The sequence below is a fragment of the Kineococcus sp. R86509 genome (assembly GCF_042466365.1).
Taxonomy (GTDB): domain Bacteria; phylum Actinomycetota; class Actinomycetes; order Actinomycetales; family Kineococcaceae; genus Kineococcus.
Map to the genome: position 1 here is coordinate 4,281,532 of NZ_JAXHCE010000001.1, position 24,784 is coordinate 4,306,315.

Below are 24,784 nucleotides of genomic sequence, written 5' to 3' on the forward strand. Positions count from 1 at the left end.
CGGCGAACCCCGCCACCCGGAGGGGTGACGGGGTTCGCCGCGTGGTGCCGTGATCAGCGGTTGAACGCCTCTTCGACGATCTGGCGCTGCTCGGCCTGGTGACGCTTGGCCGAACCGGCGGCCGGAGAGGCGGAGGCGGGACGCGAGACGAGGCGGAGCTTCGCGTTCAGCGACGGGAAGAGACCCATCGCGACGTGCCACCAACCGCCCTGGTTCGCCGGTTCCTCCTGCACCCAGACCGCTTCCGCGTTCGGGTACTGCCCGAGCACGCGGACGGCCTGCTCGACCGGGAGCGGCGCGAGCTGCTCGAGGCGGACGATCGCCGTCGTCGTGTCCTGGCGCGCGGTGCGCTCGGCGAGGAGGTCCCAGTAGACCTTCCCCGAGCACATCAGCACCCGGGTCACCGCGGCCGGGTCGAGGCCGCCCTGGTCGTCGATGACCTCCTGGAAGGTCCCCGAGGTGAAGTCCTCCACGGAGGACTGCGCGGCCTTCAGCCGGAGCATCGACTTCGGGGTGAAGACGACCAGCGGGCGGCGCGGGCGGGCGTAGGCCTGACGGCGCAGCAGGTGGAAGTGGCTCGCCGGGGTCGAGGGGACCGCGACGGTCATGTTGTCCTCGGCGCACATCTGCAGGAACCGCTCGATGCGACCGGAGGAGTGGTCCGGGCCCTGACCCTCGTAGCCGTGCGGCAGCAGCAGCACGACGGAGGAGTGCTGGCCCCACTTCTGCTGGCCCGCGACGATGAACTCGTCGATGACCGTCTGCGCGCCGTTGAAGAAGTCGCCGAACTGCGCCTCCCACAGGACGAGCGCGTCGGGACGTTCCACCGAGTAGCCGTACTCGAAACCCATCGCGGCGTACTCGGACAGCAGCGAGTCGTAGATCCAGAACTTGCCCTGCTCCTGGCCCTCGCGGCCCAGGTAGAGCAGCGGGGTCCACTCGTCGCCCGTGACGCGGTCGGTGAGGACGGCGTGACGGGAGACGAACGTGCCGCGGCGGGAGTCCTGGCCGGCGAGGCGGACGGGGGTGCCCTCCATGAGCAGCGACCCGAAGGCGAGCAGCTCGCCCCAGCCCCAGTCGATCCCGCCGTCGGTGGACATCTGCTCGCGCTTGTCGAGCAGCTGCCGCAGCTTGGGGTGGACGGTGAACCCCTCGGGCGGGTTCGACTGCACCTGACCGATGTGCTTGAGCACCGCCGCGTCCACCGCCGTCGGGTGGGTCCTGGCGGGAGTCCGCGCGTCGGCCTCCTGCGCGGCCGGCTTCTCCAGCCCACCGCGGCTGTCGCCGTCGACGGGACCGGACTTGGACTCCTTGGTCTCCGCGAACGCGCGCTCGAGCTGGGCGGAGTAGTCGCGCAACGCCTCCTCGGCGTCCTCGACGGAGATGTCGCCGCGCCCGATGAGCTGCTCGGTGTAGCCCTTGCGGACGCTGCGCTTCTTCTCGATGAGGTTGTACATCAACGGCTGCGTCATCGAGGGGTCGTCGCCCTCGTTGTGACCGCGGCGGCGGTAGCAGACCATGTCGATGACGACGTCCTTCTCGAACGTCTGGCGGAACTCGAAGGCCAGCTGCGCCACCCGGACGCAGGCCTCCGGGTCGTCACCGTTCACGTGGAAGATCGGCGCCTGGATCATCCGGCCGACGTCGGTGCAGTACACCGAGGACCGCGAGGACGCGGGGGCGGTGGTGAACCCGACCTGGTTGTTGATGACGACGTGGACGGAACCACCGGTGCGGTAGCCGCGCAGCTGGGAGAGGTTCAGCGTCTCGGCGACGACCCCCTGACCGGCGAACGCCGCGTCACCGTGGATGAGGACCGGCAGGACGGGGAAGGTCTTGCCCGCCATGTTGATCCGGTCCTGCTTGGCGCGCGCGACGCCCTCGAGCACGGGGTCGACGGCCTCGAGGTGGGAGGGGTTCGCGGCGACGTAGACCTTCGTCTGCTCGCCGTCCTCGCCCGTGAAGGTGCCCTCGGTGCCCAGGTGGTACTTCACGTCCCCGGAACCCTGGACGGTGCGCGGGTCCTGCATGCCCTCGAACTCGCGGAACACCTGCGAGTAGCTCTTGCCGGCGATGTTGGTCAGCACGTTGAGGCGACCGCGGTGGGCCATCCCGAGGCAGACCTCGTCCATGCCGTTCGTCGCCGCGCGGGACAGCAGCGCGTCCAGCAGCGCGATGACGGACTCGCCGCCCTCGAGGGAGAACCGCTTCTGCCCCACGTACTTCGTCTGCAGGAACGTCTCGAAGGCCTCGGCCGCGTTGAGGCGGCGCAGGATCCGCAGCTGCTCCGCCGCCGACGGCTTCGCGTAGGGACGTTCCACCCGGTCCTGGATCCACTTGCGCTGGTCCGGTTCCTGGATGTGCATGTACTCGATGCCGACGGTGCGGCAGTAGGAGTCGCGCAGCACCCCGAGGACGTCGCGCAGCTTCATGTGCGCCTTGCCGCCGAAACCCCCGGTGGGGAACTCGCGGTCGAGGTCCCACAGCGTCAGGCCGTGGGTCTCGATCTCGAGGTCGGGGTGGATGCGCTGCTCGTACGACAGCGGGTCGGTGTCGGCCATGAGGTGACCACGCACCCGGTAGGCGTGGATCAGCTCGACGAGACGGGCCGTCTTGTTGATCTGGTCGTCGTGGCTGATCGAGATGTCCGGCGTCCAGCGGATCGGCTGGTAGGGGATGTGCAGCGCCTGGAAGACGCGGTCGTAGAACCCGTCCTCGCCCAGCAGCTTCGCGTGCACGATCCGCAGGAACTCACCCGAGCCGGCGCCCTGGATGATGCGGTGGTCGTAGGTCGAGGTCAGCGTGATGACCTTGCTGACCGCGAGGCGGGTCAGGGTCTCCTCGCTGGCGCCCTGGTACTCCGCGGGGTACTCCATCGCCCCGACGCCGATGATCGCGCCCTGGCCCTTCACCAGGCGCGGGACGGAGTGGACCGTCCCGATCGTGCCCGGGTTGGTGAGGCTGATCGTCGTGCCGGCGAAGTCGTCCGCGGTGAGCTTGCCGCCACGCGCGCGGCGCACGACGTCCTCGTAGGCGGTCCAGAACTCCGAGAAGTTCTTGCCCCCGGAGTCCTTCACCGCGGGAACCATCAGCTGCCGCGTGCCGTCGGGCTTGGGGAGGTCGATGGCGATCCCGAGGTTCACCTGGGCCGGCTGCAGCACAGCCGGTTTGCCCTTGGCGTCCGTGGTGTAGGCCGCGTTCATCGACGGCATCGTCGCCAGCGCCTCGACGACGGCGAACCCGATGAGGTGGGTGAAGGAGACCTTCCCGCCCCGGGCGCGCTTGAGGTGGTTGTTGATGACGATGCGGTTGTCGACCAGCAGCTTCGCGGGGATCGCGCGCACGCTCGTCGCGGTGGGGACCTCGAGGGAGTCCTCCATGTTGCTCACCACGCGCGCGGCGGGGCCGCGCAGCGGGGTCACCGTGTCGGTGCGGGGGGCTGCGGGTGCGCTGTCCGTGACGGACACGTCCTTGGTCACGACCTTCGGTTCGGTCTTCGTCGGCTGCGGGGCCGGCGCCACGACCGCCTTCTCGGGGGCCTTCGCCGCGGGTGCCGGCTCCGGGGCCTTCGCGGCGGGGGCCTTCGCGGTGGGGGACTGCGAGGTCTTCGCGGGAGCGCTCACCGCGGGGGTCGTGCTCGTGGCGCTGTTCGCGTGCCCGTTGCTCGTGCCGTTCGCGCCGGCCGGGGCGGCCTGGGTGGTGCCTGCGGGGCTGTCCGCGGGGGAGTAGTCCGCGAAGAACTCCCACCACGCCTCGTCGACGGAGAACTTGTCGGCCAGGTACTGCTCGTACAGCTCGTCGACGAGCCACTCGTTCGGGCCGAACGTCGCTGCGATCTTGTCCTCGTGGTGCGAGGGCTGTGGAGGCACGGCGTTGTCGCCTTCTTCCTCAAGGTTGTCATCCGACTGCGGGCGCTGCTCCACCCTATCCCCGTGTGGTATGCGCCCGCCGCCCGCCCTCAGCCCGACGTTGCGGCTTCGGTCACACCCGGTGAAGCATCGGTCACCCTGGGCAGGTTGACGTCGATCCGACATCCGCCCTCCTCGGGGGTCGGCGCCACCCGGATCGTCCCGCCGTGCAACTGCACGGCCCAGCGCGCGATGGCCAACCCGAGTCCCGTCCCGCCGTCGGTGCGCGCGCTCCCGCGCTGGAACCGCTCGAAGACCCGCTCGCGGTCGGCGTCCGGGATCCCCGGCCCCTGGTCCTGCACGCTGATGCGCACGACCTGCCCCGCGTCACCCACCGGGTGGGCCGAGACGAACACCTTGCCGCCGGGCGGGGAGTGCCGCGACGCGTTGTCCAGCAGGTTCGCCACCACCTGGTGCAACCGGGCCGAGTCGACGTAGACGTCCAGCCCGCGCGGCTCGACGTCCAGGACGAACTGCACGTCGCGTCCCGTCATCGACATCGCCCGCGTCGCCTGACCCAGGAAGGGCTCCAGGGCCAGGTCCTCGCGGTCCAGCGACACCGCCCCCGCGTCGAGGCGGGACAGGTCCAGCAGCTGCTCCACCAGCCGGCCCAGGCGCTCGGTCTGGGCCAGCGCCGTGTTCAACGTCTCGTGGTCCGGCTCCGAGACCCCGTCCACGAGGTTCTCCATCACCGCGTGCAGCGCCGACACCGGCGTCCGCAGCTCGTGGCTCACGTTCGCGACGAGCTCCCGGCGCTCGCGGTCGACGGCCTCGAGGTCCTCGGCCATCCGGTTGAACGCGTCGGCGAGTTCGCCGACCTCGTCGTTGGAGGTGGAACGGACCCGCCGGGAGTAGTCACCCCCGGCCATCGCGCGCGCCGCGGCCGTCATGTCGCGCAGGGGGGACGTCATGCCCCGCGCCAGCACCTGGGTGAAGACGAGGGTCACGACGATGGCGATGGGCAGGGTGTAGCGGGGTCCGATGTGGATCTCGGCCAGCCGCAGCCCGCTCCACACCAGCAGGGCGGCCACCGTCACCGAGGCCCCCACCAGCACGGCCAGCTTCGTCTTGATCGAGTGGACCGGGTCGAGCGGACGCACGTCCGGCCACGGCCGGCGCGTCGCCGTCCGGGCCGCACCGGCGCGGGCGTCGTGCGCCGCGCCGGTGATCGGGATCGGACCGGTGAGACCGGTGCCCTGCAGGGGTTCGGGCGTCCGGGAGCTCACGAGGTCTCCTGACCGCCGGTGGGTTCGAAGGCGTAGCCGACACCGTGGACGGTGCGGACGAGGTCGGCGCCCAGCTTGCGGCGCAACGCCTTCACGTGGCTGTCCACGGTCCGGGTGCCCGAGGCGTCGGCCCAGTCCCACACCTCCTCGAGCAGCTTCTCGCGGGTCAGGACCGTGCGCGGGGACTCCGCCAGGCAGACCAGCAGGTCGAACTCCGTCGGCGTCAGGTGCACCTCCGCGCCCGCGCGGCGGACCCGGCGCTGCGCGCGGTCGATCTCCAGCTCGCCGTCGGAGACGGGGAAGCGCATGGCCTCCGCCGAGGGGACGGGGGCGCCGACGAGGGCGCGGGCCCGCTCCACCCGGCGGACCAGGCCGTTCACCCGGGCGACGAGCTCGCGCATCGAGAACGGCTTCGTCATGTAGTCGTCGGCCCCGACGCCGAGGCCGACGAGCTTGTCCGTCTCGTCGTCGCGGGCCGTCAGCATCAGCACCGGCACCGGACGGGCGGCCTGCACGCGGCGGCAGACCTCGAGCCCGTCGAAACCGGGGAGCATCACGTCGAGCACGACGACGTCGGGGTTCACCCGCTCGCACAGCTCCACGCCGCTGGGGCCGTCCCCGGCGGTCTCGACGGTGTAGCCCTCCGCGCGCAGGCGGCGCGCGACGGCGTCGGCGATGGTGGGCTCGTCCTCGACGACGACGGCCGTCCGCGGCGGCTGCTGGCCCTGCCCGCCCTGGGGTGCGGACGTGGTTCCGATGCTCATACCGCTCAGGGTAGGACGGCCGGGCGCCGCCGAACCCGGACGCGGCCCGGACGCCCGCTGTGTGCACGAGGCCTGCACACGCTCTCCGCGAGGGAGGGGTCGGCCTAGGCTGTGCCCGTGCACTTCCTCGACGGCTCCCGGCCCGAGCACGACCTCACCTACAGCGACGTCTTCCTCGCCCCGTCGCGGTCCACCGTGACCTCGCGGCTCGACGTCGACCTCTCCACGGGTGACGGGACCGGGACGACGATCCCCGTCGTCGTCGCCAACATGACGGCCGTGTCCGGTCGCCGGATGGCCGAGACGATCGCCCGCCGCGGCGGGATGGCCGTGCTGCCGCAGGACCTGCCGCTCGACGTCGTCGCCGAGGTCGTGGCGTGGGTCAAGGCCCGCCACCCCGTCTTCGAGACCCCCGTCGTGCTGCACGAGCACGACACCGTCGCCGACGCGCTGAACCTGCTGCCGAAGCGCTCCCACGGCGCCGCCGTGGTGCTCGACGCCGACCGGCACGTGCTGGGGGTCGTCACCCCCGCGGACTGCGCCGACGTCGACCGCTTCACCCAGGTCGGCACGGTCATGAGCACCAAACCCGTGAGCATCGAGGCCGCGGTGGCCGAGGCCGACCTCGAGGCCGCCTTCGCCACGCTGCACGACTCCCGCCGCAGGTTCGCCCCCGTCGTGCGCGACGGGGTCCTCCTCGGGGCCCTCACCCGGACCGGCGCGCTGCGCTCCACCGTCTACACCCCGGCCCTCGACGCCCACGGCCGGTTGCGGATCGCCGCCGCCGTCGGCATCAACGGCGACGTCGCGGCCACCGCGAAGGCGTTGCTGGACACCGGGATCGACACCATCGTGGTCGACACCGCGCACGGTCACCAGGAGAAGATGCTGGAGGCGCTGCGCGCCGTGCGCGGCCTCGACCCGCAGGTCCCCGTCGTCGCGGGGAACGTCGTCACCGCCCAGGGCGTCCGCGACCTGCTGGAGGCCGGCGCGGACATCGCGAAGGTCGGCGTCGGCCCCGGTGCGATGTGCACGACCCGGATGATGACCGGCGTCGGGCGCCCCCAGTTCTCCGCCGTCCTCGAGTGCGCCGCCGCGGCACGCGAGCTCGGCGGGCACGTCTGGGCCGACGGCGGGGTCCGGCACCCGCGCGACGTCGCCCTCGCCCTGGCCGCCGGGGCCAGCCAGGTCATGGTCGGCTCCTGGTTCGCCGGGACCCACGAGAGCCCCGGCGACCTCGCCCACGACGCCGCCGGCCGGGCCTACAAGGAGAGCTTCGGGATGGCCTCGGCCCGTGCGGTCGCCGCCCGCACCCGGGCCGACACGCCGTTCCAGCGCGCCCGCAAGGGACTCTTCGAGGAGGGCATCTCCTCCTCGCGCATGCACCTGGACCCCGCCCGCCCCGGCGTCGAGGACCTCCTCGACCAGATCACCTCCGGCGTGCGGTCCTCCTTCACCTACGTCGGTGCGCGCTCGGTGGCCGAGTTCGCCGAACGCGCCGTCGTCGGGATCCAGTCCTTCGCCGGGTACGACGAGGGTCGTCCGCTGCCTGCGGGGTGGTGACCTCCCCGTGATGCTCGAAGGCGTGCGGCGGGCGGACGGTTCGCCCGTCGACGTCGTCACCTCCGGCGCCGGACCGGGTCTCGTCCTCGTGCACGGCGCCCGCGGGTCGGGCGACTACGCGAAGCTCGCCGACCGCCTCGGCGCCCGGTTCACCGTGCACCGCTACGACCGTGAGGCCGTCGGCCGCGCCGGGGAACGCTACGCCGTCGCCGACGACGTCGCCCTGCTTGGATCGCTGCTGACCTGCACCGGAGCGAGGCTCGTCCTCGGCCACGGCCTCGGCGGTCTCGTCGCCCTGCTCGCCACGGCCGGGCTGCTGGAACGCAACATCGACCGCGTCGCGGTCTACGACGCGGTCCTGCCCATCGACGGGTCGGTTCCCGAGGAAGCCCTCGAGCAGGCCGCCCGGGCGCTCGCGACCGGTTCCCCGGACCTCGCCCTCGCCCACCTGGACCGCCACCTGCGGTCCTCCTCGCAGGCCGTGCGGTCGGAGCGGGTGCAGCGACTGCTCGGCGGGGTGCTGGCCCGGACCGAGTGGGGACGCTCCACCGCGGCCCGGCTGCCGCAGGTCCTCGCCGAGACCCGCGCCGGTCTGCAGTTCGACGGCCCCGCCGACGTCTACGCCGGTCTGCCCGCCCGTGCCCTGCTGCTCTTCGGGGAGAGGAGCCCCGGGCACTTCGGCACCGCGGCGCTCGCGATGGCCGAGGCCGTCCCGACCGCGACCGCGCTCGTCGCGGGCGGCTGCGGCCACGACTCCCTGCTGCGCGCCGCGCGGCGCTGCGTCGCGCCGATCGAGACGTTCCTGCTGGGGGACACCCTCTTCTGAGCGCCGGAGGCGCGACCGGGTTTCTGAGCGCCGGAGGCGCGACCGGGTTTCTGAGCGCCGGAGGCGCGACCGGGTTTCTGAGCGCCGGAGGCGCGACCGGGTTTCTGAGCGCCGGAGGCGCGACCGGGTTTCTGAGCGCCGGAGGCGCGACCGGGTTTCTGAGCGCCGGAGGCGCGACCGGGCTTCTGAGCGCCGGAGGGGCGACGGCGCCGGAACCTCAGAACCAGTGCTTGCGGCCCGCGATCTCGCGCCCGGCCGCGCCGAGGATGGCCAGGACCGCGCCGATGACGAGCAGGACGACCCCGATGGTGGTGAGGATCGAGATCTTGGCGAGCAGACCGACGATGAGAAGGACGATGCCCAGGATGATCATGTGGTGCCTCCAGGTGGGGGATGAGCCTCGATCAGACCGCGTGGGCGTCGCATCGGCGAACTGAGACGACGCACAGACGTCTCTGAGCGCCGGATTCACCCCATCGCCCGGAACCGCGACGCGGGGTGATCGCCCGAGCACGGGGGATGCGTGGCGGTTCCCGTCGCGGGCGCGCGGGGCCCGTCGGCCGGAGGATGACTCCGGTGTCCCCGGTGAAGGAGTCCTCCGTGAGCCCGACCCCGTCCCCCTCGGTGATCGTCTTCGACGTCAACGAGACGCTCTCCGACCTCGCTTCGCTGGCCGAGCGGTTCCTCGCGGTGGGCGCTCCCGCGCACCGGGCCCCGCTGTGGTTCGCCACCGTGCTGCGCGACGGGTTCGCCCTGAGCGCGGTGGGGGACGCGCGGCCGTTCGCCCAGCTGGGGGCCGAGGCGTTGCGGACCCTGCTGCACGACGTCGACCTCCGGAAGGATCCGGCCGCGGGTCTGGACGGCAGTCTGGAGAGCGCGGTCGAGCACGTGCTGGACGGGATGGGCCTGGATCGACCGCCGCGGCACCCCGTACCCGGCGTCGTTCACCTCCCCCCGGGTGCACGCGAGGGGTCTGGTGGACCTGCGGGCCCAGCTCGCCGCCGGGGAGCGGTGACTCACCCGGCGCTCGACGCCACCTCGACGGCCGCCGGGGAGCGGGTGGTGGACCCGTCGCGGTGGCTCAGGTACCGCGCGGCGAAGTCCGCGGCGGGGACGGGACGGGAGAAGAGGTAGCCCTGGGCGTAGCGGATGCCGAGCGCGAGGAGCTCGTCGCGCTCCGCGGTGGTCTCCACGCCTTCGGCGATGACCTGCAGCCCGAGGTGACCGGCCATGGCGGTGACGGCCGCCACGATCTCGGAGCGCTCCAGCACGTCGCCCTGCGGTGCTGCCCCGATCGCGTCGGCGTCCGGCCGGGGGGAGGCGCTGACGAGCGACCGGTCGAGCTTGAGGACCTGGATCGGGAAGCGGCGCAGGTAGTCCAGCGAGGTGTAGCCCGTGCCGTAGTCGTCGAGGAGGACGAGGATCCCGGCGTCGCGCAGTGCGCGCAGCGAGGCGGCGGCGGGACCGGCACCGGCGACCTCGTCCTGCTCGGTGATCTCGAGGCGCACCGAGCTGGTGGGCACCCCGGCGTCGGCCAGCACCGCCAGGACGCTGGTGGCCAGAGCGGGGTCGTCCAGGCTCGCACCGGTCATGTTCACGCTGACCGGCAGGACGGGGCGGCCCTCGTCCTGCCACCGGCGCAGGTGGTGGACGGTGGCGCGCAGGACCGCGGTGTCGAGCTGGGTGTCGAGGTCGTTGCTCCCGACCAACCCCAGGAAGGCGTCGGGGGCGAGCAGACCGTGCACCGGGTGGCGCCACCGGATCAGCGCCTCCGCGCTGACGGCGTCGCCGCTGAGCAGGTCGACGACCGGTTGGAAGTGGACCTCGAGGTGACCGACGTCGGGGTCCTGCGCCAGCAGCTGGCGGACGTCGTTGCTCAGGGCGTAGCGGGCGCTGACCTCGGCCCGCATGTCGGGGTGGAAGGTGGCGGCCCGTCCACCACCGGCGGTCTTGGCGGCGTACATGGCGATGTCGGCGTGGGTGAGCAGCTCGGCGAGGTCGGCGGTGGCGGGGAGCGCCCCGGTGGTCGCCGTCGTGGCGAGACCGATGCTCACCCCGACCCGGATCTGCAGGGCTCCCACGACCAGCGGGGCACGCAGGGCGTGCAGGAGCCGGTCCGCGACGGCGTCCAGGTGAGCGGGTGCGGTGAGGACGACGAACTCGTCGCCACCGAGACGGGCGGGGACGCCGTCACCCGCGGTGGCGGCCAGCAACCGGTCGCGCACGGCGAGGAGGAGCAGGTCACCGACGTCGTGGCCGTGGGTGTCGTTGACCTGCTTGAACTCGTCGACGTCGAGCAGCAGCAGGCCGACCGGTGTGCTCCGCTGCTGGTGGGCCCTGGCCAGCCCACGACGGTTCGCGAGGTCGGTCAGGGGGTCGCGTTCGGCGAGGTGCTCGGTGGCCCGCAGCACGCGGGCCGCGCGCACCAGGCACAGGCCCGCCACGAGGGCGCCGGTCACCGGGATGACCCAGGGCGGCAGTCCACGCGTCGTGCCGCCCCCACCGCCGTGGTGGGCGGTGGTGATCCAGGCGAGCGCGGCGGGGGCCAGGACCAGCGGGAGCAGGCCCAGCAGCGCGGTGGAGGCGGACCGGCGGCGGGTGAAGGTGGCGGGATCGAAGACCGTCCGCATGCTGGGGTGCGTCGCGGCGCACGCCGGCGCGAGCACCGCGAGGGTTCCCAGCAGCCCCTGCGCGCTGCCGGCCTCCGCCAGCCGGCTGTTCTCCACCGCGGTGGAGAGGTCGTAGGCCAGGGAGAGCAGGCCCCCGGCGAGCAGCAGGTGCGAGGACGGGGCCAGGCCGGTGCTCGAGACGGCGAACTTCACGAGGGCACCCAGCAGGACGATGTCCACACCGGCCACCAGGACGAAGTACGGGGTCATCGTGCCGAGCGTGGCGAGCTGGGCGGTGACGGTGACCAGCACGGCCACCACGACGACGACGTCGAGCGCACCGCCCGGGCTGCTCGCGCCCGCGCGGCCGCGGTGGCGGGCGGCCAGCTGCGCCATGTGCGCGACGACGACGACGCCGAGGAGCTGACCCGTCCCCATGCAGACCAGGACCAGGGGATGGTGCCGGCCGAGCACCTCCCCGGCCGTGAAACCCCCCGCCCAGGCGGTCAGCATCGCGGCGACGACCGTCCAGGGCCAGGCGCCCCGGTGGTGCCGGTGGCGACCCCGCAGGACCAGCAGGGGGGCGGTCCAGACGGCCACGAGCATCACGGGCGTGCGCAGCTGCGGCACGATCAGCGCCGTCAGGCTGACCACCGCCACGACCAGCAGCAGGAGCCGGGTCGTCCGATCCGCAGGCTGGCTCGCGTCACCGATCACGGTGGATCGTCGGCCGCCGGAGCAGGGTGCTGAAGCGTTTCGACCGGGAAGCCCCCACGCGACGCCGGTCGGGGTCCCGCGGGGTGACCCCCGTTCCGAGGCGTCGTCCTCACAGCGTGAACCGGGCGGCGAGGCGCTGCAGGTCGGCGGCCGAGCGGGACACCCCCGCGGCGGTCTGGGCCGTCTGGGCGGCGGCGTCGGTCGTCTGCTCAGCGGCGCCGGCGATGCCGGCGATGGTCGCCGAGATCTCCCGGCTGCCCACGGAGACCTCGGTGACGTTGCGGACCATCTCGCCCGTCGTGGCGGACTGCTCCTCGACGGCCGCGGCGATGGTGGCCTGCAGCGCGTCGATCCGCGTGATGACCTCCGTGATCTCGCCGATGGCCGCGGTCGCCTCGCTCACGTCGGCCTGGGTGGCCGCGACCCGCGCGGTGATCGACTCCGTCGCCTGCGCCGTCTGCTGCGCGAGTTCCTTCACCTCGCCGGCGACGACGGCGAAGCCCTTGCCGAGCTCGCCCGCCCGGGCGGCCTCGATGGTGGCGTTGAGCGCCAGCAGGTTCGTCTGCTGCGCGATGGAGGTGATGAGCTTGACGACGTCGCCGATCTCACGCGAGGACGCCGACAACCGCGCCAGCGTCCGTCCCGCTCCGTCGGCGGCGGCGACGGCCGCGGCCGCGGTCGTGGACGCCTCGGAGGTGGAACTCGCGATCTCGCTGATCGCCGCCGTCATCTCCTCACCGGCTGCGGCCACCGTGCCGATGTTCGCCGAGATCTCCTCCGTCGCCGCGGAGACGACGTGGGTCTGCGAGGACGTCTCCGCGGCCCCCGCGGAGAGTCGGGTGGCCACGCCGGACATCTCCTCGCTGGACCCGGCCAGCACCTGCGCGGTCGACGTGAGCTCGGTCATGGTCGTGGACAGCTGGTCCATGGTGCGGTCGACCGCAGCCGCCAGCTGACCGATCTCGTCGGCGGCGTCGTAGCCGACCCGCTGGTCCAGGCGCCCCTCCGCCAGCCCCCGCACGACGGCGGCGGTGCGGGCCAGCGGCCGGGTGATGGAGCGGGCGACGAGCGCGGCGACGACCATCGCCACCGCGAGGGCCGCGACGCCCAACCCGACGAGGAGGGCGAGGGCCCGGCGGTAGTCCGCCGCACCCTGGACGGCGGTGGCGTTCGCGTTGTCGACCTCGGCCTTCTGGATCCGGTCGAGCGTCGTGTTGATCCGCGTGGCCAGCGGTGTGACGTCGCGGTCGCGGGTGGCGACGAAGGTGGCGGTGTCGTTGGCCTCCGCCGCGGTCACCAGGGCCTGGCGCTCGGCCCGGTAGGTGGCGAGGTCGGCCTGGAAGGAGTCCCGGTCGGCCTGCGTCGAGACGGGGAAGGTGTCGAGGTAGCCCTTCCACTCCGCGTCCAGCTCGGTGTCGTCGGCGGTCATGGCCGCCTGGGCCGCCGCGGTCGCGCTCGGGTCGACGGCCAGCGCCATCGCCGTCAGGTCCAGGCGGCTCTGCGCGAAGGAGTACTTGACCAGACCGCTGTACTTCACGCCCGGCACCACGACCCCGGACATCGCCGACACCGTGGACTGCGAGGAGTTCAGCGTCTTCAGACCCAGGCCGATCGCCGCGGCCAGGAGGAGGCGCACCACCCCGAACCCGAGGACGAGCTTGCGGGTGATTGAGAGGTCACGCATCTTCGGCATGCTTGCTGTTCGGCAAGCTTCCCCACGTCATGAAGCGTTCCCGGTCCCGGGTCGCCCGTTGAGCCCATCGACCCGCGCGCTGCGGCCCACGACCGGCCATCGGGGTGATCCGGCCGTCCCGCGCTCAACCGGGCGCCGGTTCCCGCCGAGATCACCTGGACGTCCAACCACTCGTGAGGTTCCCGTGCACCACCCGACCACCCCTCCCGACCACCCCGCGCGAACGATCCCGCCCCGGCGTGCCGGTCGCGTCGTGTCGAGCACGCCACCGGCGCCGGTGGTCACGGTGCCCGACGCGGCCGCCGTCCTGGCCCGGCACTGCGTCACCGAGGTCGGGGACCCGCACGGGCCGGTGCTGCTGCTGGCCCACGGGTTCGGTGCCGGGCAGCTGGCCTGGACGCGGCTGCTGCCCTTCTTCCAGGACCACCGGGTCGTCCTGTTCGACTACGCCGGCTCCGGGGGCACCCGGCTGGCCGACTTCGACCACGAGCGCCACGCCGAGCTGGGCGGGTACGCCCAGGACCTGCTGGAGGTCTGCGCGGCGCTGGACCTGCGCGACGTGCACGTGGTCGCCCACTCGGTCAGCGCGATGATCGCGCTGCTGGCCGCGGCCGCCCAACCGGACCGGTTCGCCTCCCTGGCCCTGCTCGCGCCCTCCCCCCGCTACGTCGACGACCCCGCGGGCGGCTGGGTCGGCGGTTTCAGCCTGGAGGACGTCCACGAACTGCTGGAGTCCCTGGACAGCAACTACTACGCCTGGTCCGCGGCGATGGCGCCGGTGGTCATGGGCACCCCCGGGTCCCCGGACCTCGAGGCCGAGCTGACCGAGAGCTTCCTGGGCACCCATCCGGACGCCGCCGCGACCTTCGCGAGCGCGATCTTCCTCAGCGACTCCCGGGACGTGCTGGGACGGGTGGACCAGCCGACGCTGGTGCTGCAGTGCCGCCACGACGCCCTGGCCCCGGAGGAGGTCGGGGCCGCGGTGGCCGCGGCGTTGCCGCGCGGTCACCTCGTGGCGCTGCAGGCCACCGGGCACTGCCCGCACATCAGCGCGCCGGCCGAGACCGCCGCCGCGCTCCGCGCGCACCTGGACCGCCACGCTCGCCACGACGCGTCCGGTGCGACCCGTTCCGGGCCGCCGTCGTGACCGACCGCGCGCTCGCGACCTGGATCGAACCGGTCACCGGGCCGGAAGCGCTGTGGTGGCGCCACTCCCCGTGCGCCCACCTCGTGCTGGACCCCGAGACCGGTCTCGTCCTGGCCGCGAACGACACCTTCACGGCGTGGTCGGGGCTGTCGCGCGAGGACGTCGTCGGGACGGTGTTCGCCCGGCTGCTGCCGGTCGGCGACCGCATCGTGTGGACCACGCACAGCCTGCCGAAGCTGACCACCACCGGACGCGTCGACGAGAGCGCCGTGCAGGTCCTGGGCGCGGGGGGCGTCCGGCACGCGGCGTTCCTCAGCGCCACCTCCCTGGACCACGCAGGCGCCCCCGCCGCCGGCGCGGGGCCGGTCCTGATCGCCCTCTTCGCCGCCCGGGAACGCCGCCGCTACGAGCAGGAGCTGTTGGCCTCCAAGCGGACGGCGGAGACGTCCGAGGCCCGGCGGGCCGCCGCCGAACGCCACCTGCAGCACCTGGTCCACCACGACCCCGTGACCGGCCTGCTGAACCGCACCGGCTTGCAGGCGGTCCTGACCGACGCTCTCGCCAGCGCGGAGGCCGAGCCGGGTCGAGCGACGGTGCTGTTCCTGGACCTCGACGGGTTCAAGGCCGTCAACGACAGCGTCGGGCACGCCGGCGGCGACGAACTGCTGAAGGTGCTCGGTGCGCGGCTGCGGGCCGCGGTGCGCGAGAGCGCGGTCGTGGCGCGCTTCGCCGGGGACGAGTTCGTCGTCCTGGAACACCTGCGCGACGAGGACGAGGCGGTCGCCCTGTGCCGCCGCCTGCTGGCCGAGCTCGCGGCACCGGTCGTCGTCCACGGGGTGGAGGTCGTCCTCTCCGCGAGCGCGGGCATCGCCTTCGCCGACCCCCTGCCCACCGACGGGGACGCCGCGCGAGCCGCCGACGACGTCCTCCGCCGGGCCGACACCGCGATGTACCGGGTCAAGGACAACGGCCGCAGCGGCTGGGCCGTGCACGACCCGCAGGCCGGGGACGCGACCGCGGACCGCCTGCGGCTGCTCCAGGAGCTGCGTGCCGCCCTGGCCGAGGGCCAGCTGCGTCTGCACTACCAACCCCGCGTCCGCCTCGTCGACGGGGTGACCACCGGGGTGGAGGCGTTGATCCGCTGGGAGCACCCCACCCGGGGGCTGCTCGGCCCGGCCGCGTTCATCGACGTCGCCGAGAACGCCGGGTTGATCCGCGAGGTCGGTGCCTGGGTGCTCGATACCGCGGTCGCGCAGGCCGCGGTGTGGAACGCCGAGCCCACCGCCGAGTCCACGGCCGGGACCTCGAGCGGCGCGGGCGTCCAGATGAGCGTCAACATCTCGGCCCGGCAGCTGAGCGACCCCGACCTCATGCTCCTGGTGACCTCGGCGCTGGCTCGGCACGGTGTGCCGGCCTCGCAACTGGTCCTGGAGATCACCGAGACGGCGCTGATGACCGACCCGGTCGCGGCCGAGACCACGCTGAGCGCCCTGGCGGCCCTGGGCGTCCGGATCGCGATCGACGACTTCGGCACCGGCTACGCGAGCCTGACCTACCTGCAGCGCTTCCCGGTGCACGAGCTGAAGATCGACCGCTCCTTCGTCGAGTCCCTGGTCGATCGTCCCGCCGACCGGGCGATCGCGGGAGCCTGCCTGCACCTCGCGCGCGCCCTGGGGCTGGACTGCGTGGCGGAAGGGGTCGAGACCGCCGAGCAGCGCGACGTCCTCCTCGAGCTCGGCTGCGACCTGGCCCAGGGGTACCTGTTCAGCCGGCCCCGACCCGCGGGCGCCCACCCCTGAGCGGCGTCGACCACCGCGTCGAGCCTGGTCGGGGTCCCGTCGGGGGAGCCGGCGCCGCCGCGAGGTCGTCGCGACCCCGGGGCACGCCCCACACTGTCGTCATGGCGCGACAACCCTGGTGGCGGGCGACGAAGACCCTCGAGCAGTCCAAGCGGTCCGGGATCGTGTACCTGGCCCTCGCCGCGCTGGCGTGGACCGTGGTCCACGACGGCGGCTCCTTCATGCTGCTCGTCAAGATCGCCTTCACCGCCGCGGGGCTCTACTTCCTCGCCGCCTGGTACGTCCCGCGTTCCCGGGAGCCGGAGGACGCCGGTTAGCCGTCTCCGGGCCCCTCGGGTCCCGGCCGTGACCGCGAATCCGACCCGCCGCTCCAGCCGCGGGCCCGGGGTCCCTCGTCTACGCTTCGAGGTGCCATGAGTTCAGATGCCCGGGTCGATTCCGACCCTCCCAGTACCAGTCACCATCCACACCCGGCGTCGCCCGGAGAGCCGTGCGGGGACCACCCGTGCTGACCGAATGGCTCCTCCTGCTCGTCGGGGTCGTCCTCACCCTCGGCACCGCGGTCTTCGTCGCGGCCGAGTTCGCGTTCGTCACCCTCGACCGGTTCACCGTCGAGAAGGCCGTCGAGGACGGCGACAAGCGCGCGGCCGGTGTCCTCCCCGCGCTGCGCACGCTCTCCACCCAGCTCTCCGGCGCCCAGGTCGGGATCACCCTCACCACCCTGCTCGTCGGGTACCTCACCGAACCCTCGCTCGCCTCCCTGCTGAACGGGCCGCTGACCTCCCTCGGCCTCGGGGAGACGCTCGCCGACTCCGTCGCGGGCGTCGTCAGCGTCGTCGTCGCGGCGGCGTTCTCGATGGTCGTGGGGGAACTCATCCCCAAGAACCTCGCCCTCAGCGTCCCCCTCGCGACGGCGGGCGTCGTCGCCCCGCTCCAGCGCGGTTTCACCTGGGCGACCGGGCCGTTGCTCAAGGTCCTCAACGGCAGCGCGAACTGGTTCCTGCGCCGCATCGGGGTCGAACCCCAGGAGGAGCTGTCCGGCGCGCGGTCCGCGCGCGAGCTCGCGGCGCTCGTCCGCCGCTCGGCCGACATGGGAACCCTCGACGAGGGGACCGCGAACCTCATCAGCCGGTCCCTGCTCTTCGGGGACCAGACCGCGGCCGACGTCATGACCCCACGGGTGCGGATGGAGGCGATCCGCCTCGACGAGACCGCCGCCGACGTCGTCTCCCGCGCCCGGACGACGGGCCACTCCCGCTTCCCGGTCACCGGGGACGACGACGACGACATTCGCGGTGTCGTGCACGTCAAGGCTGCCGTCGCCGTCCCGCCGGACCGTCGCCACGACGTCCCGGCCGCCGCGCTGATGGCCGACGCGCGCCGCGTCCCGGACTCCCTCACCCTCGAACCGCTGCTCGTGCAGTTGCGGCAGAAGGGGTTGCAGCTCGCGATCGTCGTCGACGAGTACGGCGGCACCGCCGGGGTCGTCACGCTGGAGGACCTCATCGAGGAGATCGTCGGTGACGTCTCCGACGAGCACGACCGCGACCGCGGCGGCCTGCGCCAGCACCGCGACGCGTCCTGGACCGTCCCCGGTCTGGCCCGACCCGACGAGGTCCGCGACGCCACCGGGGTCGAGGTCCCCGACGACCCCGCCTACGAGACCCTCGGAGGGTTCGTCATGTCCCGCCTCGGCCGGATCCCCACCGTCGGCGACGAGATCGAGCTCGACGGCGCCGTCCTGCGCGTCGCGCGGATGGAGGGCCGCCGCGTCGAGCGGTTGCGCCTGCGCACCCGCCAGATCACCCTGGCGGACGCCGTCCAGGCCGCCGACGCCGGCATCGCCGCGGGAGGTGCCCGGTGAGCGCCCAGGCCTCGCTGCTCCTCGCCGTCGTCCTGCTGCTGGGCAACGGGTTCTTCGTCGGCGCCGAGTTCGCCGTGCTCTCCGCCCGGCGCAGCCAGATCGAACCGCTGGCCCAGACCAGCGCCCGGGCCCGCTCGGCGCTGGTGGCCATGGAGCACGTCTCGCTCATGCTGGCCACCTGCCAGCTCGGCGTGACGTTGTGCTCGCTGGGCCTCGGTGCGGTCGCCGAACCGGCGCTCGCGCACCTGCTGGAGCCGCTGTTCCACGCGGTGCACCTGCCGGAGTTCCTGCTGCACCCGGTCTCGCTGGTCATCGCCCTCTCGATCGTGACGTACCTGCACGTCGTCGTCGGCGAGATGATCCCGAAGAACCTCAGCATCGCCGGTCCCGACCGCGCGGTGCTGCTGCTCGCGCCGCCGCTCGTGACCCTCGGGCGCGTCATCGGCCCCGTCATCCGGGCGCTGAACGGTCTGACCAACGCGGCCCTGCGGGCGCTGGGCGTGGAACCCAAGGACGAGGTCGCCAGCGCGTTCACCGTCGAGGAGGTGCAGTCCATCGTGGCCGAGAGCCGCCGCGAGGGGACCCTCGACGACAGCGGTGGTCTGGTGGCCGGGGCCCTGGAGTTCTCCGAGAGCACGGTCGGCGACATCGCCGTCCCGTTCGCGCAGCTGCGCACGCTCTCGCTCGGCGCGTCACCGGCCGACGTCGAGGCGCTCGTGGCCCGGACGGGGTACTCGCGCTTCCCGGTGCTGGACCACGACGGGGAGCTGCACGGCTACCTGCACCTCAAGGACATCCTCTACGCCGACCCCCACGAGCACCCGGAGCGGTACCACCAGGCCGTGCCGGAGAAGCGGATCCGTCAGCTCGGCACCCTGGGGGACGCCGAGGAGGTCGAGGACGCCCTGGCGTCGATGCGCCGCAGCGGCGCCCACCTCGCGCGGGTAGTGGACGCCGCCGGGACCGTCACCGGCATCGTCTTCCTCGAGGACGTCCTCGAGGAGCTCGTCGGCGAGGTCAGCGACGCCATGCAGCGCGCCCGGGTGTGACCCGGCCCGTGGTCTCGCGGTCGTTCACCGCGAGGCCACGGGCCAGGGGCGTCAGCGGCGGGCGAGGCGGCGGCCGCTGGGGGTGTCCAGCGGCACGTAGTCCATCCCGTAGTGGACGTAGATCTTCGGCTCGTCGTCGGGGCCGAGCTCCTCGTCGGTGCCGAACGACGGGGCGGCCTTGACGTTCTCCTTGGAGAAGGCGACGCGGATGTCGTGGCGGCCGACGGCCGCGCCCTCCAGCGGGATGAGGACGGCCTTCTTGAAGCCCATGAGGCCGGTCTCGACCGAGGCGAACAGCCACTCGTCGGTGGCCGCGTCGACGTAGACCGAGGCGAGGGTGCCGATCTTCGCGTCGCTGACGTCGAGGACGGGAGCGCCCTTCCACTGGTTCAGGTCCTGGACGAGGATGCTCATGGCCACACTCTGGCCGACGGCGATCACGACCGCTACCGGGGGGCGGGGCGAGCCTTCACAGGACTCACCCCAGGGCTTGCCAGGACCCACCGGAACCGGATGGGACGATGGGTCACGGCATGAGCGAACAGACCCCTGAGCGGACCACCCTGACCATCAACTGGGCGCAGATCGCCGGCGGCGCCCTCGCGGCCGTCACCTCGGCGTTCCTGCTGGCCGGGCTGAAGAGCCTCGGCTCCTACGGCACCCTCGTCGGCGCGGCGATGGGCAGCGTCATCGCCTCGACGGCCGCCGCGATCTACGGGCACTACCTCAACGCGAGCCGGCAACGGCTCGCCGAGGCCGCCCGTCGCGCCCGGGGTCGATCCCCCGGACCCTCCCCGGTCCCGCCGGCCCAGGACCAGCACCCCGACGACCCGGCCCCGCCCGTGCCCGGCGAGGACGACCCGACACCGCCCCCGGCGCCGGTTCCCCCGCCCCGCAAGCGGTTCCGGCCGGCCCACGCGGTGCTCCTCGGGGTCTCGGCGTTCGTGCTGAGCGTGGGCGGGATCTTCGCCTTCGAGCAGCTGAGCGGGCAGAGCGTCGCCGCGGAGCGTCAGGGGTCCACGGCCACGGTGAACTCCGGGATCGTGGGCAACGAGATCACCAGCACGCCCTCGACCCCCACCGAGACCTCGTCGCCGACCGAGACCGCGACGAGCACGGACACCGCGACCAGCACGGACACCGCGACGAGCACCGCGACGGCCACCGACAGCCCGACGAGCTCCGGGACGGCCACCGACGACCCGACCTCGAGGAGCACGGCGACGAGTTCCTCGTCACCGACCGGCAGCGGGTCGTCGTCCAGCAGTTCCTCGAGCAGTTCGTCCTCGGGCGAGGCGACCGCTCAGCAGGACGCCGCCGCCGTGGCGACACCGACCTCGGACAGTTCCGACGCCGCCCTCAGTCGGCCCAGCGGGATCCCCACGACCGACCCCACCGCCGGCTGATCCGGGCCGGGGAGGCTGCGGCGCGGGTCAGCGGGAACGCGTGGACTCGTTGGGCCGCATCTCCTTCGGGACGAGCTCGAGCATCTCGTCCGGGAGCAGCGGCAGGTCGAGCAGGCTGAGCTTCACCCGGGACCGGCGTCCGTGGCCCGCGGCGTCGAAGCGGATGACGTGCCCCGCGTCGCGCTCGGCGCGGACCTCGATGACCGACCCCGGCAGCAGCTCCCCGGAGGCGATCCCGTCGATCTCGACGACGGGCGGCCCGGAGGACTCCAGCAGTTCGATCCGGACGGTCTCCTCCACCCCGAGCACGATGGGCCGGGCGATGCCGGACATCGGCGCGACCGGCGTCACCAGCAGGGTGTCGGCTCCGGGGGAGACGACCGGACCGCCGGCGGCGTAGCTGTAGGCCGTCGAGCCCGTCGGGGTCGCGAGGACGATCGCGTCGCAGCGCAGGTAGCCGATGCGCTGGCCGGCGACCGACAGCGCGGCCGTCACCGTCCCCCGCCCCGGGGTGCGGGCCAGGGCGATGTCGTTGAAGGCGACGGCCTGCTCGAGGGTGTCGCCCGTGCGCAGTTCGGTGCGCAGGCACAGGTGGGGTTCGACGGTGAAGTCCCCGGCGGCGATGCGTTCCAGCGCGCCGGGCAGTTCGCGGGGTTCGAGCTCGACGAGGAACCCCAGGTGACCGAGGTTCACCCCGAGCACCGGCACCCCGCGGGCGACGACGAGGCGCAGCGCGCCCAGCATCGTGCCGTCCCCACCGAGGCTGACGACGGCGTCGACGGTGGAGGCGAACTCGTCCTCGCCCACCCCGAGGACTCCCGCGGGCAGCCGGGTGACGTCGGTCCGCAGCCCGACGACCTCCTTGCCGTGCTCCGCGGCCCAGGCCACCACGAGGTCGGCCTCGGCGGAGGTGTCGCGCACGGGGTGGACGACGAGGCCGAGTCGTCCGACCGTTGCGGGCTGCATCCCCGACACGCTAAACGCCTGCGCCCCCGACACGTCCGGCAGGGCGTGCCTGGGGCGACCCGGCGACGTGGCCGCGGGTGGCGGCGTCCTGGCCGAGCCGGCTCGTCCGGGCCCGGGGGACGACCAGCGGGGTGCCGGTCTCGGGGTCGGGGATGACGACGCAGGGCAGGCCGAAGACGTCCTCGATGAGCTCGCTGGTGACGATCTCGTGCGGGTCGCCCTGGGCCACGACCCGGCCCTCCTTCAACGCCACGAGGTGGGTCGCGTAGCGGGTGGCGTGGTTGAGGTCGTGCAGGACGGCGACCATCGTGCGGTCCTGCTCCTCGTGCAGGCGCGCGCAGAGGTTCAGGACCTCGATCTGGTGGGCGATGTCGAGGTACGTCGTCGGCTCGTCGAGCAGCAGGATGGGGGTCTCCTGGGCCAGGGCCATCGCGATCCAGACCCGCTGGCGCTGCCCGCCGGACAGTTCGTCCACGCTGCGCTCGGCGAGGTCGGTGACCTGGGTGGAGGCCATCGCCGCGTCGACGGCGCGTTCGTCGTCCTTCGACCACTGCCGCAGCAACTTCTGGTGCGGGAAGCGGCCCCGGGCGACCAGGTCGGCGACGGTGATGCCGTCGGGGGCCGTCGCCGTCTGCGGCAGCAGCCCCAGCCGGCGGGCGACCTCCTTGCTGGGTAGCGAGTGGATCTGCTCGCCGTCGAGGAACACGGTGCCCTTCCGGGGTTTCAGCATCCGGGCCAGGGCCCGCAGCAGCGTGGACTTGCCGCAGGCGTTCGGGCCGATGATGACCGTGAAGGACCCGTCGGGGATCTCGATCCCGAGGTCCTCGGTGATGGTGCGATCGTCGTAGGCGAGGGTCAGGTTCTCGCCGCGCAGACGGTTCCGGGTCACGTCGTTCCGTTCTCTCGCAGTCGGAGGCATCAGCCGCGGCCCCGTCGCCACTGGGTGGCCAGCAGCCACGCCAGGTAGAGGCCACCGACGGCGCCGGTCACCACCCCCACGGGCAGCTGGGTCGGCGCGAAGAGGCGCTGCGCCACGAAGTCGCTGACCAGCACCATGAGCGCCCCGGTGAGCCCTGCGGCCACCAGCCCGGACCCGACGGCGCGGGTCATCCGCCGGGCCACCTGCGGGGCGGCGAGGGCCACGAAGGCGATCGGGCCCGCGGCCATCGCGGCCAGCGCCGTCATGGCGGTGGCGACGACCAGGACGGTCGACCGGGTGCGGCCGACGTCCACCCCGAGGGCGCGCGACGCGTCGTCGCCGAGGTCGAGCATGGTCAGCGAGCGGCTGCTCAGCAGCGCGAGCGGGATCAGGACCGCCAGTCCGAGGCCCAACGGGGTCGCCTGCTCCCAGCCGCGGCCGTTGAGCGACCCCGTGATCCAGACCTGCGCCTGCTGGGCGTCCTCGACGCGGGAGCGGGTCAGCAGGTAGTCGTTGACGGCCTGCAGCACCGCGGTGACGCCGATCCCGACGAGGATCAGCCGGTAGCCCTGGACCCCGCCGCGGCTGGAGAGGAGGTAGACGGCGACGGCCGTCACCCCGCCCCCGATCAGGGCACCGAACGCGGTCTGGCTGCCGCCGCCACCGATCACCAGCAGGACGACGAGGGCCCCGGTCACGGCGCCGGAGGTGAAGCCGATGACGTCGGGGGAGCCGAGCGGGTTGCGCGTGACGAGCTGGAACACCGCACCGGCCATCCCGAGGGCGAGACCGACGAGCAGTCCCGTCACGACCCGCGGCAGCCGCAGACCCAGCACGATGAACCCGTCCGCCCGGCTGCCCTGGCCCAGGAGCGTGCGGACGACGTCCGGCACCGAGATCGGGTAGTCGCCGGTGGTGAGGCTGAGCGTCACCACGCCGGCGAGCGCCGCGAGCAGGCCGAGGCAGACGAGCAGGCTGCGTCCCTCGATGCGCAGCGAGATCCCGCGTCCGGCCCGGACGGTGCGACCCGTGCGGGCCTGGTCGGCGGTCCGCAGCGGGGGCACGCTCGCCAGTCTCTCCGACGTTCCCGCGCTCACAGCTGGGCCAGCCGACGACGCCGGACGAGCGCGACGAGGACGGGCGCCCCGAGCACGGCGGTCACGATGCTGACCTCCAGCTCCCCGGGCCGGACCACGATCCGCCCCAGGACGTCGCCGAACAGCAGCAGCGCCGGTGCGACGACGCAGGAGAGGGGGAGGACCCAGCGCTGGTCCGGTCCGGTCAGGGCGCGCACGACGTGCGGTACGGCGAGACCGACGAAGGCGATGGGGCCCGCGGTGGCCGTGGCGGCGCCGCAGAGCAGGGTGACGGCGAGCGCCGTGAGCACCCGGGTCCGGGTGACGTTCGCGCCCAGCGCCCGGCCCGAGTCCTCGCCCAGTGCGAGGGCGTTCAGGGCCCGGGACTGGGTGAGGGCCAGCAGGATCCCGACCGCGAAGAACGGCAGCATCTGCCAGAAGGTCGTCATGTCGTGCCCGGCCAGCGAGCCGACCTGCCAGAACCGGAACCGGTCGAAGGTCGTGGTGTCGAGCAGCACCTGCGCACTGGTGTAGGCGTACAGCGCGGCCGAGACGGCGGTGCCGGCCAGGGCGAGGCGGACGGGGGTCGCCCCGCCGCGGCCGGTGGCGCCGAGCAGGTAGACCGCGACCGAGACGACCGCGGCGCCGAGCATCGAGGCCCAGACCAGCTGCAGGCGCGAGGTGAGGCCGAACACGGCGAGCGCCGTGACCATGGCGGCGGCGGCGCCGGAGTTCACGCCCAGCAGGCCCGGGTCGGCCAGCGGGTTGCGTGTCAACGCCTGCATGAGCGCCCCGGACAGGCCCAGGGCGGCGCCGACGACGATGCCGAGGAGCGTGCGGGGGATCCGCAGTTCCCGGACGACGAGGACGTCCTGGGAGCCACCGCTGCCGTCGGTGAGGGCGCGCAGGACCGTGCCCAGCGGGATCTCGCGCGACCCGATCGCGAGGCTCGCGAGCACGGCCAGACCGAGCAGGGCGCAGGCGAGGAGCAGGGCGAGGGGGCGGTTCACCCGCCGCTTCGCCGGAGCCGGCCCGGTGCGCGCGGCCGCCGGCGGCGGTGCACTCGTGGAGGTGGACGAGGTGGACACGGAAGTGAGGTTAGCCTCTCCACCCTCCGATCCGGAACGTGTGTCCCCGACCCCGCGCGAACCCGGATCGTGACGCTTCCCTCCTGTGATCGCGGGGGGCGCTGCCGATGGGAGGGGGCGACGGTCGGTAGGATGGTCGTCGGCGGACGCCAGTGCGTCCGCGG

General features: G+C 73.3%; 20 protein-coding genes. 9 read left to right on the top strand and 11 right to left on the bottom strand.

The genetic code is table 11. From position 1 onward, the window contains the following. Positions 1-53: 53 nt before the first annotated feature. The 3 genes from SJY07_RS20905 to SJY07_RS20915 form a co-directional block, all read right to left on the bottom strand. On the bottom strand, positions 54-3,869 hold the full coding sequence (locus SJY07_RS20905; RefSeq protein ID WP_380161439.1) for a multifunctional oxoglutarate decarboxylase/oxoglutarate dehydrogenase thiamine pyrophosphate-binding subunit/dihydrolipoyllysine-residue succinyltransferase subunit: 3,816 nt from the start codon (positions 3,867-3,869) through the stop codon (positions 54-56). Between the two features lie 89 nt (positions 3,870-3,958). Further along, positions 3,959-5,134: a sensor histidine kinase gene (locus tag SJY07_RS20910; RefSeq protein WP_380161440.1), complete on the bottom strand. Its 1,176-nt coding sequence runs from the start codon at positions 5,132-5,134 to the stop codon at positions 3,959-3,961. Continuing rightward, positions 5,131-5,898: a response regulator transcription factor gene (locus SJY07_RS20915; RefSeq protein WP_328292284.1), complete on the bottom strand. Its 768-nt coding sequence runs from the start codon at positions 5,896-5,898 to the stop codon at positions 5,131-5,133. The genes SJY07_RS20910 and SJY07_RS20915 overlap by 4 nt, the downstream gene beginning before the upstream one ends. Positions 5,899-6,015: 117 nt before the next feature. Between SJY07_RS20915 and SJY07_RS20920 the strand changes: the two genes are divergently transcribed. Continuing rightward, entirely contained in the window at positions 6,016-7,461 is a 1,446-nt protein-coding gene (locus SJY07_RS20920) for a GuaB1 family IMP dehydrogenase-related protein (protein ID WP_380161441.1), read from the top strand. 10 nt (positions 7,462-7,471) lie between these two features. Continuing rightward, the gene (locus SJY07_RS20925; RefSeq protein WP_380162450.1) at positions 7,472-8,287 is read left to right on the top strand and encodes an alpha/beta fold hydrolase; all 816 of its coding nucleotides are present in this window, start codon (positions 7,472-7,474) and stop codon (positions 8,285-8,287) included. Positions 8,288-8,504: 217 nt separating this feature from the next. Here SJY07_RS20925 and SJY07_RS20930 read toward each other — a convergent pair whose 3' ends face one another. Continuing rightward, positions 8,505-8,660 carry a hypothetical protein gene (locus SJY07_RS20930; protein ID WP_328292282.1) on the bottom strand — a complete coding sequence of 52 codons (156 nt, stop codon included), beginning with the start codon at positions 8,658-8,660 and terminating at the stop codon, positions 8,505-8,507. 227 nt (positions 8,661-8,887) lie between these two features. Here SJY07_RS20930 and SJY07_RS20935 point away from each other — a divergent pair, with 227 nt between their 5' ends. Further along, positions 8,888-9,421 (top strand): hypothetical protein, encoded by a 534-nt coding sequence (locus SJY07_RS20935; protein WP_380161442.1) that lies wholly within the window; start codon positions 8,888-8,890, stop codon positions 9,419-9,421. On the opposite strand, the gene SJY07_RS20940 is transcribed toward SJY07_RS20935, so the two are convergent. Beyond that, positions 9,304-11,613: a putative bifunctional diguanylate cyclase/phosphodiesterase gene (locus SJY07_RS20940; protein WP_380161443.1), complete on the bottom strand. Its 2,310-nt coding sequence runs from the start codon at positions 11,611-11,613 to the stop codon at positions 9,304-9,306. The genes SJY07_RS20935 and SJY07_RS20940 overlap by 118 nt on opposite strands. Positions 11,614-11,722: 109 nt before the next feature. After that, entirely contained in the window at positions 11,723-13,297 is a 1,575-nt protein-coding gene (locus SJY07_RS20945; RefSeq protein ID WP_380161444.1) for a methyl-accepting chemotaxis protein, read from the bottom strand. Positions 13,298-13,559: 262 nt separating this feature from the next. Here SJY07_RS20945 and SJY07_RS20950 point away from each other — a divergent pair, with 262 nt between their 5' ends. The 5 genes from SJY07_RS20950 to SJY07_RS20970 all read left to right on the top strand — a co-directional run bounded on the left by SJY07_RS20950 (position 13,560) and on the right by SJY07_RS20970 (position 19,165). Continuing rightward, complete coding sequence (locus SJY07_RS20950) at positions 13,560-14,453, top strand: alpha/beta fold hydrolase (RefSeq protein ID WP_380161445.1); 894 nt, start codon at positions 13,560-13,562, stop codon at positions 14,451-14,453. Further along, positions 14,450-16,252, top strand: a complete 1,803-nt coding sequence (locus SJY07_RS20955) for a putative bifunctional diguanylate cyclase/phosphodiesterase (RefSeq protein WP_380161446.1) — start codon at positions 14,450-14,452, stop codon at positions 16,250-16,252. Before SJY07_RS20950 ends, SJY07_RS20955 begins: the two co-directional genes overlap by 4 nt. A 101-nt stretch (positions 16,253-16,353) precedes the next feature. Continuing rightward, positions 16,354-16,569 (top strand): hypothetical protein, encoded by a 216-nt coding sequence (locus SJY07_RS20960; RefSeq protein WP_380161447.1) that lies wholly within the window; start codon positions 16,354-16,356, stop codon positions 16,567-16,569. 188 nt (positions 16,570-16,757) lie between these two features. Continuing rightward, a complete protein-coding gene (locus SJY07_RS20965) occupies positions 16,758-18,116 on the top strand; it encodes a hemolysin family protein (RefSeq protein WP_328292275.1) in 1,359 nt (452 codons plus the stop codon). Next, positions 18,113-19,165, top strand: coding sequence for a hemolysin family protein (locus SJY07_RS20970; protein WP_328292274.1), 1,053 nt, complete (start codon positions 18,113-18,115; stop codon positions 19,163-19,165). Before SJY07_RS20965 ends, SJY07_RS20970 begins: the two co-directional genes overlap by 4 nt. Positions 19,166-19,216: 51 nt before the next feature. Here SJY07_RS20970 and SJY07_RS20975 read toward each other — a convergent pair whose 3' ends face one another. After that, positions 19,217-19,579: a PRC-barrel domain-containing protein gene (locus SJY07_RS20975; protein WP_328292273.1), complete on the bottom strand. Its 363-nt coding sequence runs from the start codon at positions 19,577-19,579 to the stop codon at positions 19,217-19,219. Between the two features lie 119 nt (positions 19,580-19,698). Here SJY07_RS20975 and SJY07_RS20980 point away from each other — a divergent pair, with 119 nt between their 5' ends. Next, positions 19,699-20,571 carry a hypothetical protein gene (locus tag SJY07_RS20980; protein WP_328292272.1) on the top strand — a complete coding sequence of 291 codons (873 nt, stop codon included), beginning with the start codon at positions 19,699-19,701 and terminating at the stop codon, positions 20,569-20,571. A gap of 27 nt (positions 20,572-20,598) precedes the next feature. Here the strand turns inward: SJY07_RS20980 and SJY07_RS20985 are convergent, their stop codons facing one another. From SJY07_RS20985 to SJY07_RS21000, 4 genes are read right to left on the bottom strand one after another with little or no spacing between them, the layout of a single operon-like run. Beyond that, positions 20,599-21,537 (bottom strand): NAD(+)/NADH kinase, encoded by a 939-nt coding sequence (locus tag SJY07_RS20985; protein ID WP_328292271.1) that lies wholly within the window; start codon positions 21,535-21,537, stop codon positions 20,599-20,601. Between the two features lie 10 nt (positions 21,538-21,547). Beyond that, positions 21,548-22,456, bottom strand: a complete 909-nt coding sequence (locus SJY07_RS20990; RefSeq protein ID WP_380161448.1) for an ABC transporter ATP-binding protein — start codon at positions 22,454-22,456, stop codon at positions 21,548-21,550. Beyond that, the gene (locus SJY07_RS20995) at positions 22,456-23,529 is read right to left on the bottom strand and encodes a FecCD family ABC transporter permease (RefSeq protein ID WP_380162452.1); all 1,074 of its coding nucleotides are present in this window, start codon (positions 23,527-23,529) and stop codon (positions 22,456-22,458) included. The genes SJY07_RS20990 and SJY07_RS20995 overlap by 1 nt, the downstream gene beginning before the upstream one ends. Before the next feature lie 20 nt (positions 23,530-23,549). Then, complete coding sequence (locus SJY07_RS21000) at positions 23,550-24,620, bottom strand: iron chelate uptake ABC transporter family permease subunit (RefSeq protein WP_328292268.1); 1,071 nt, start codon at positions 24,618-24,620, stop codon at positions 23,550-23,552. Positions 24,621-24,784: the final 164 nt, after the last annotated feature.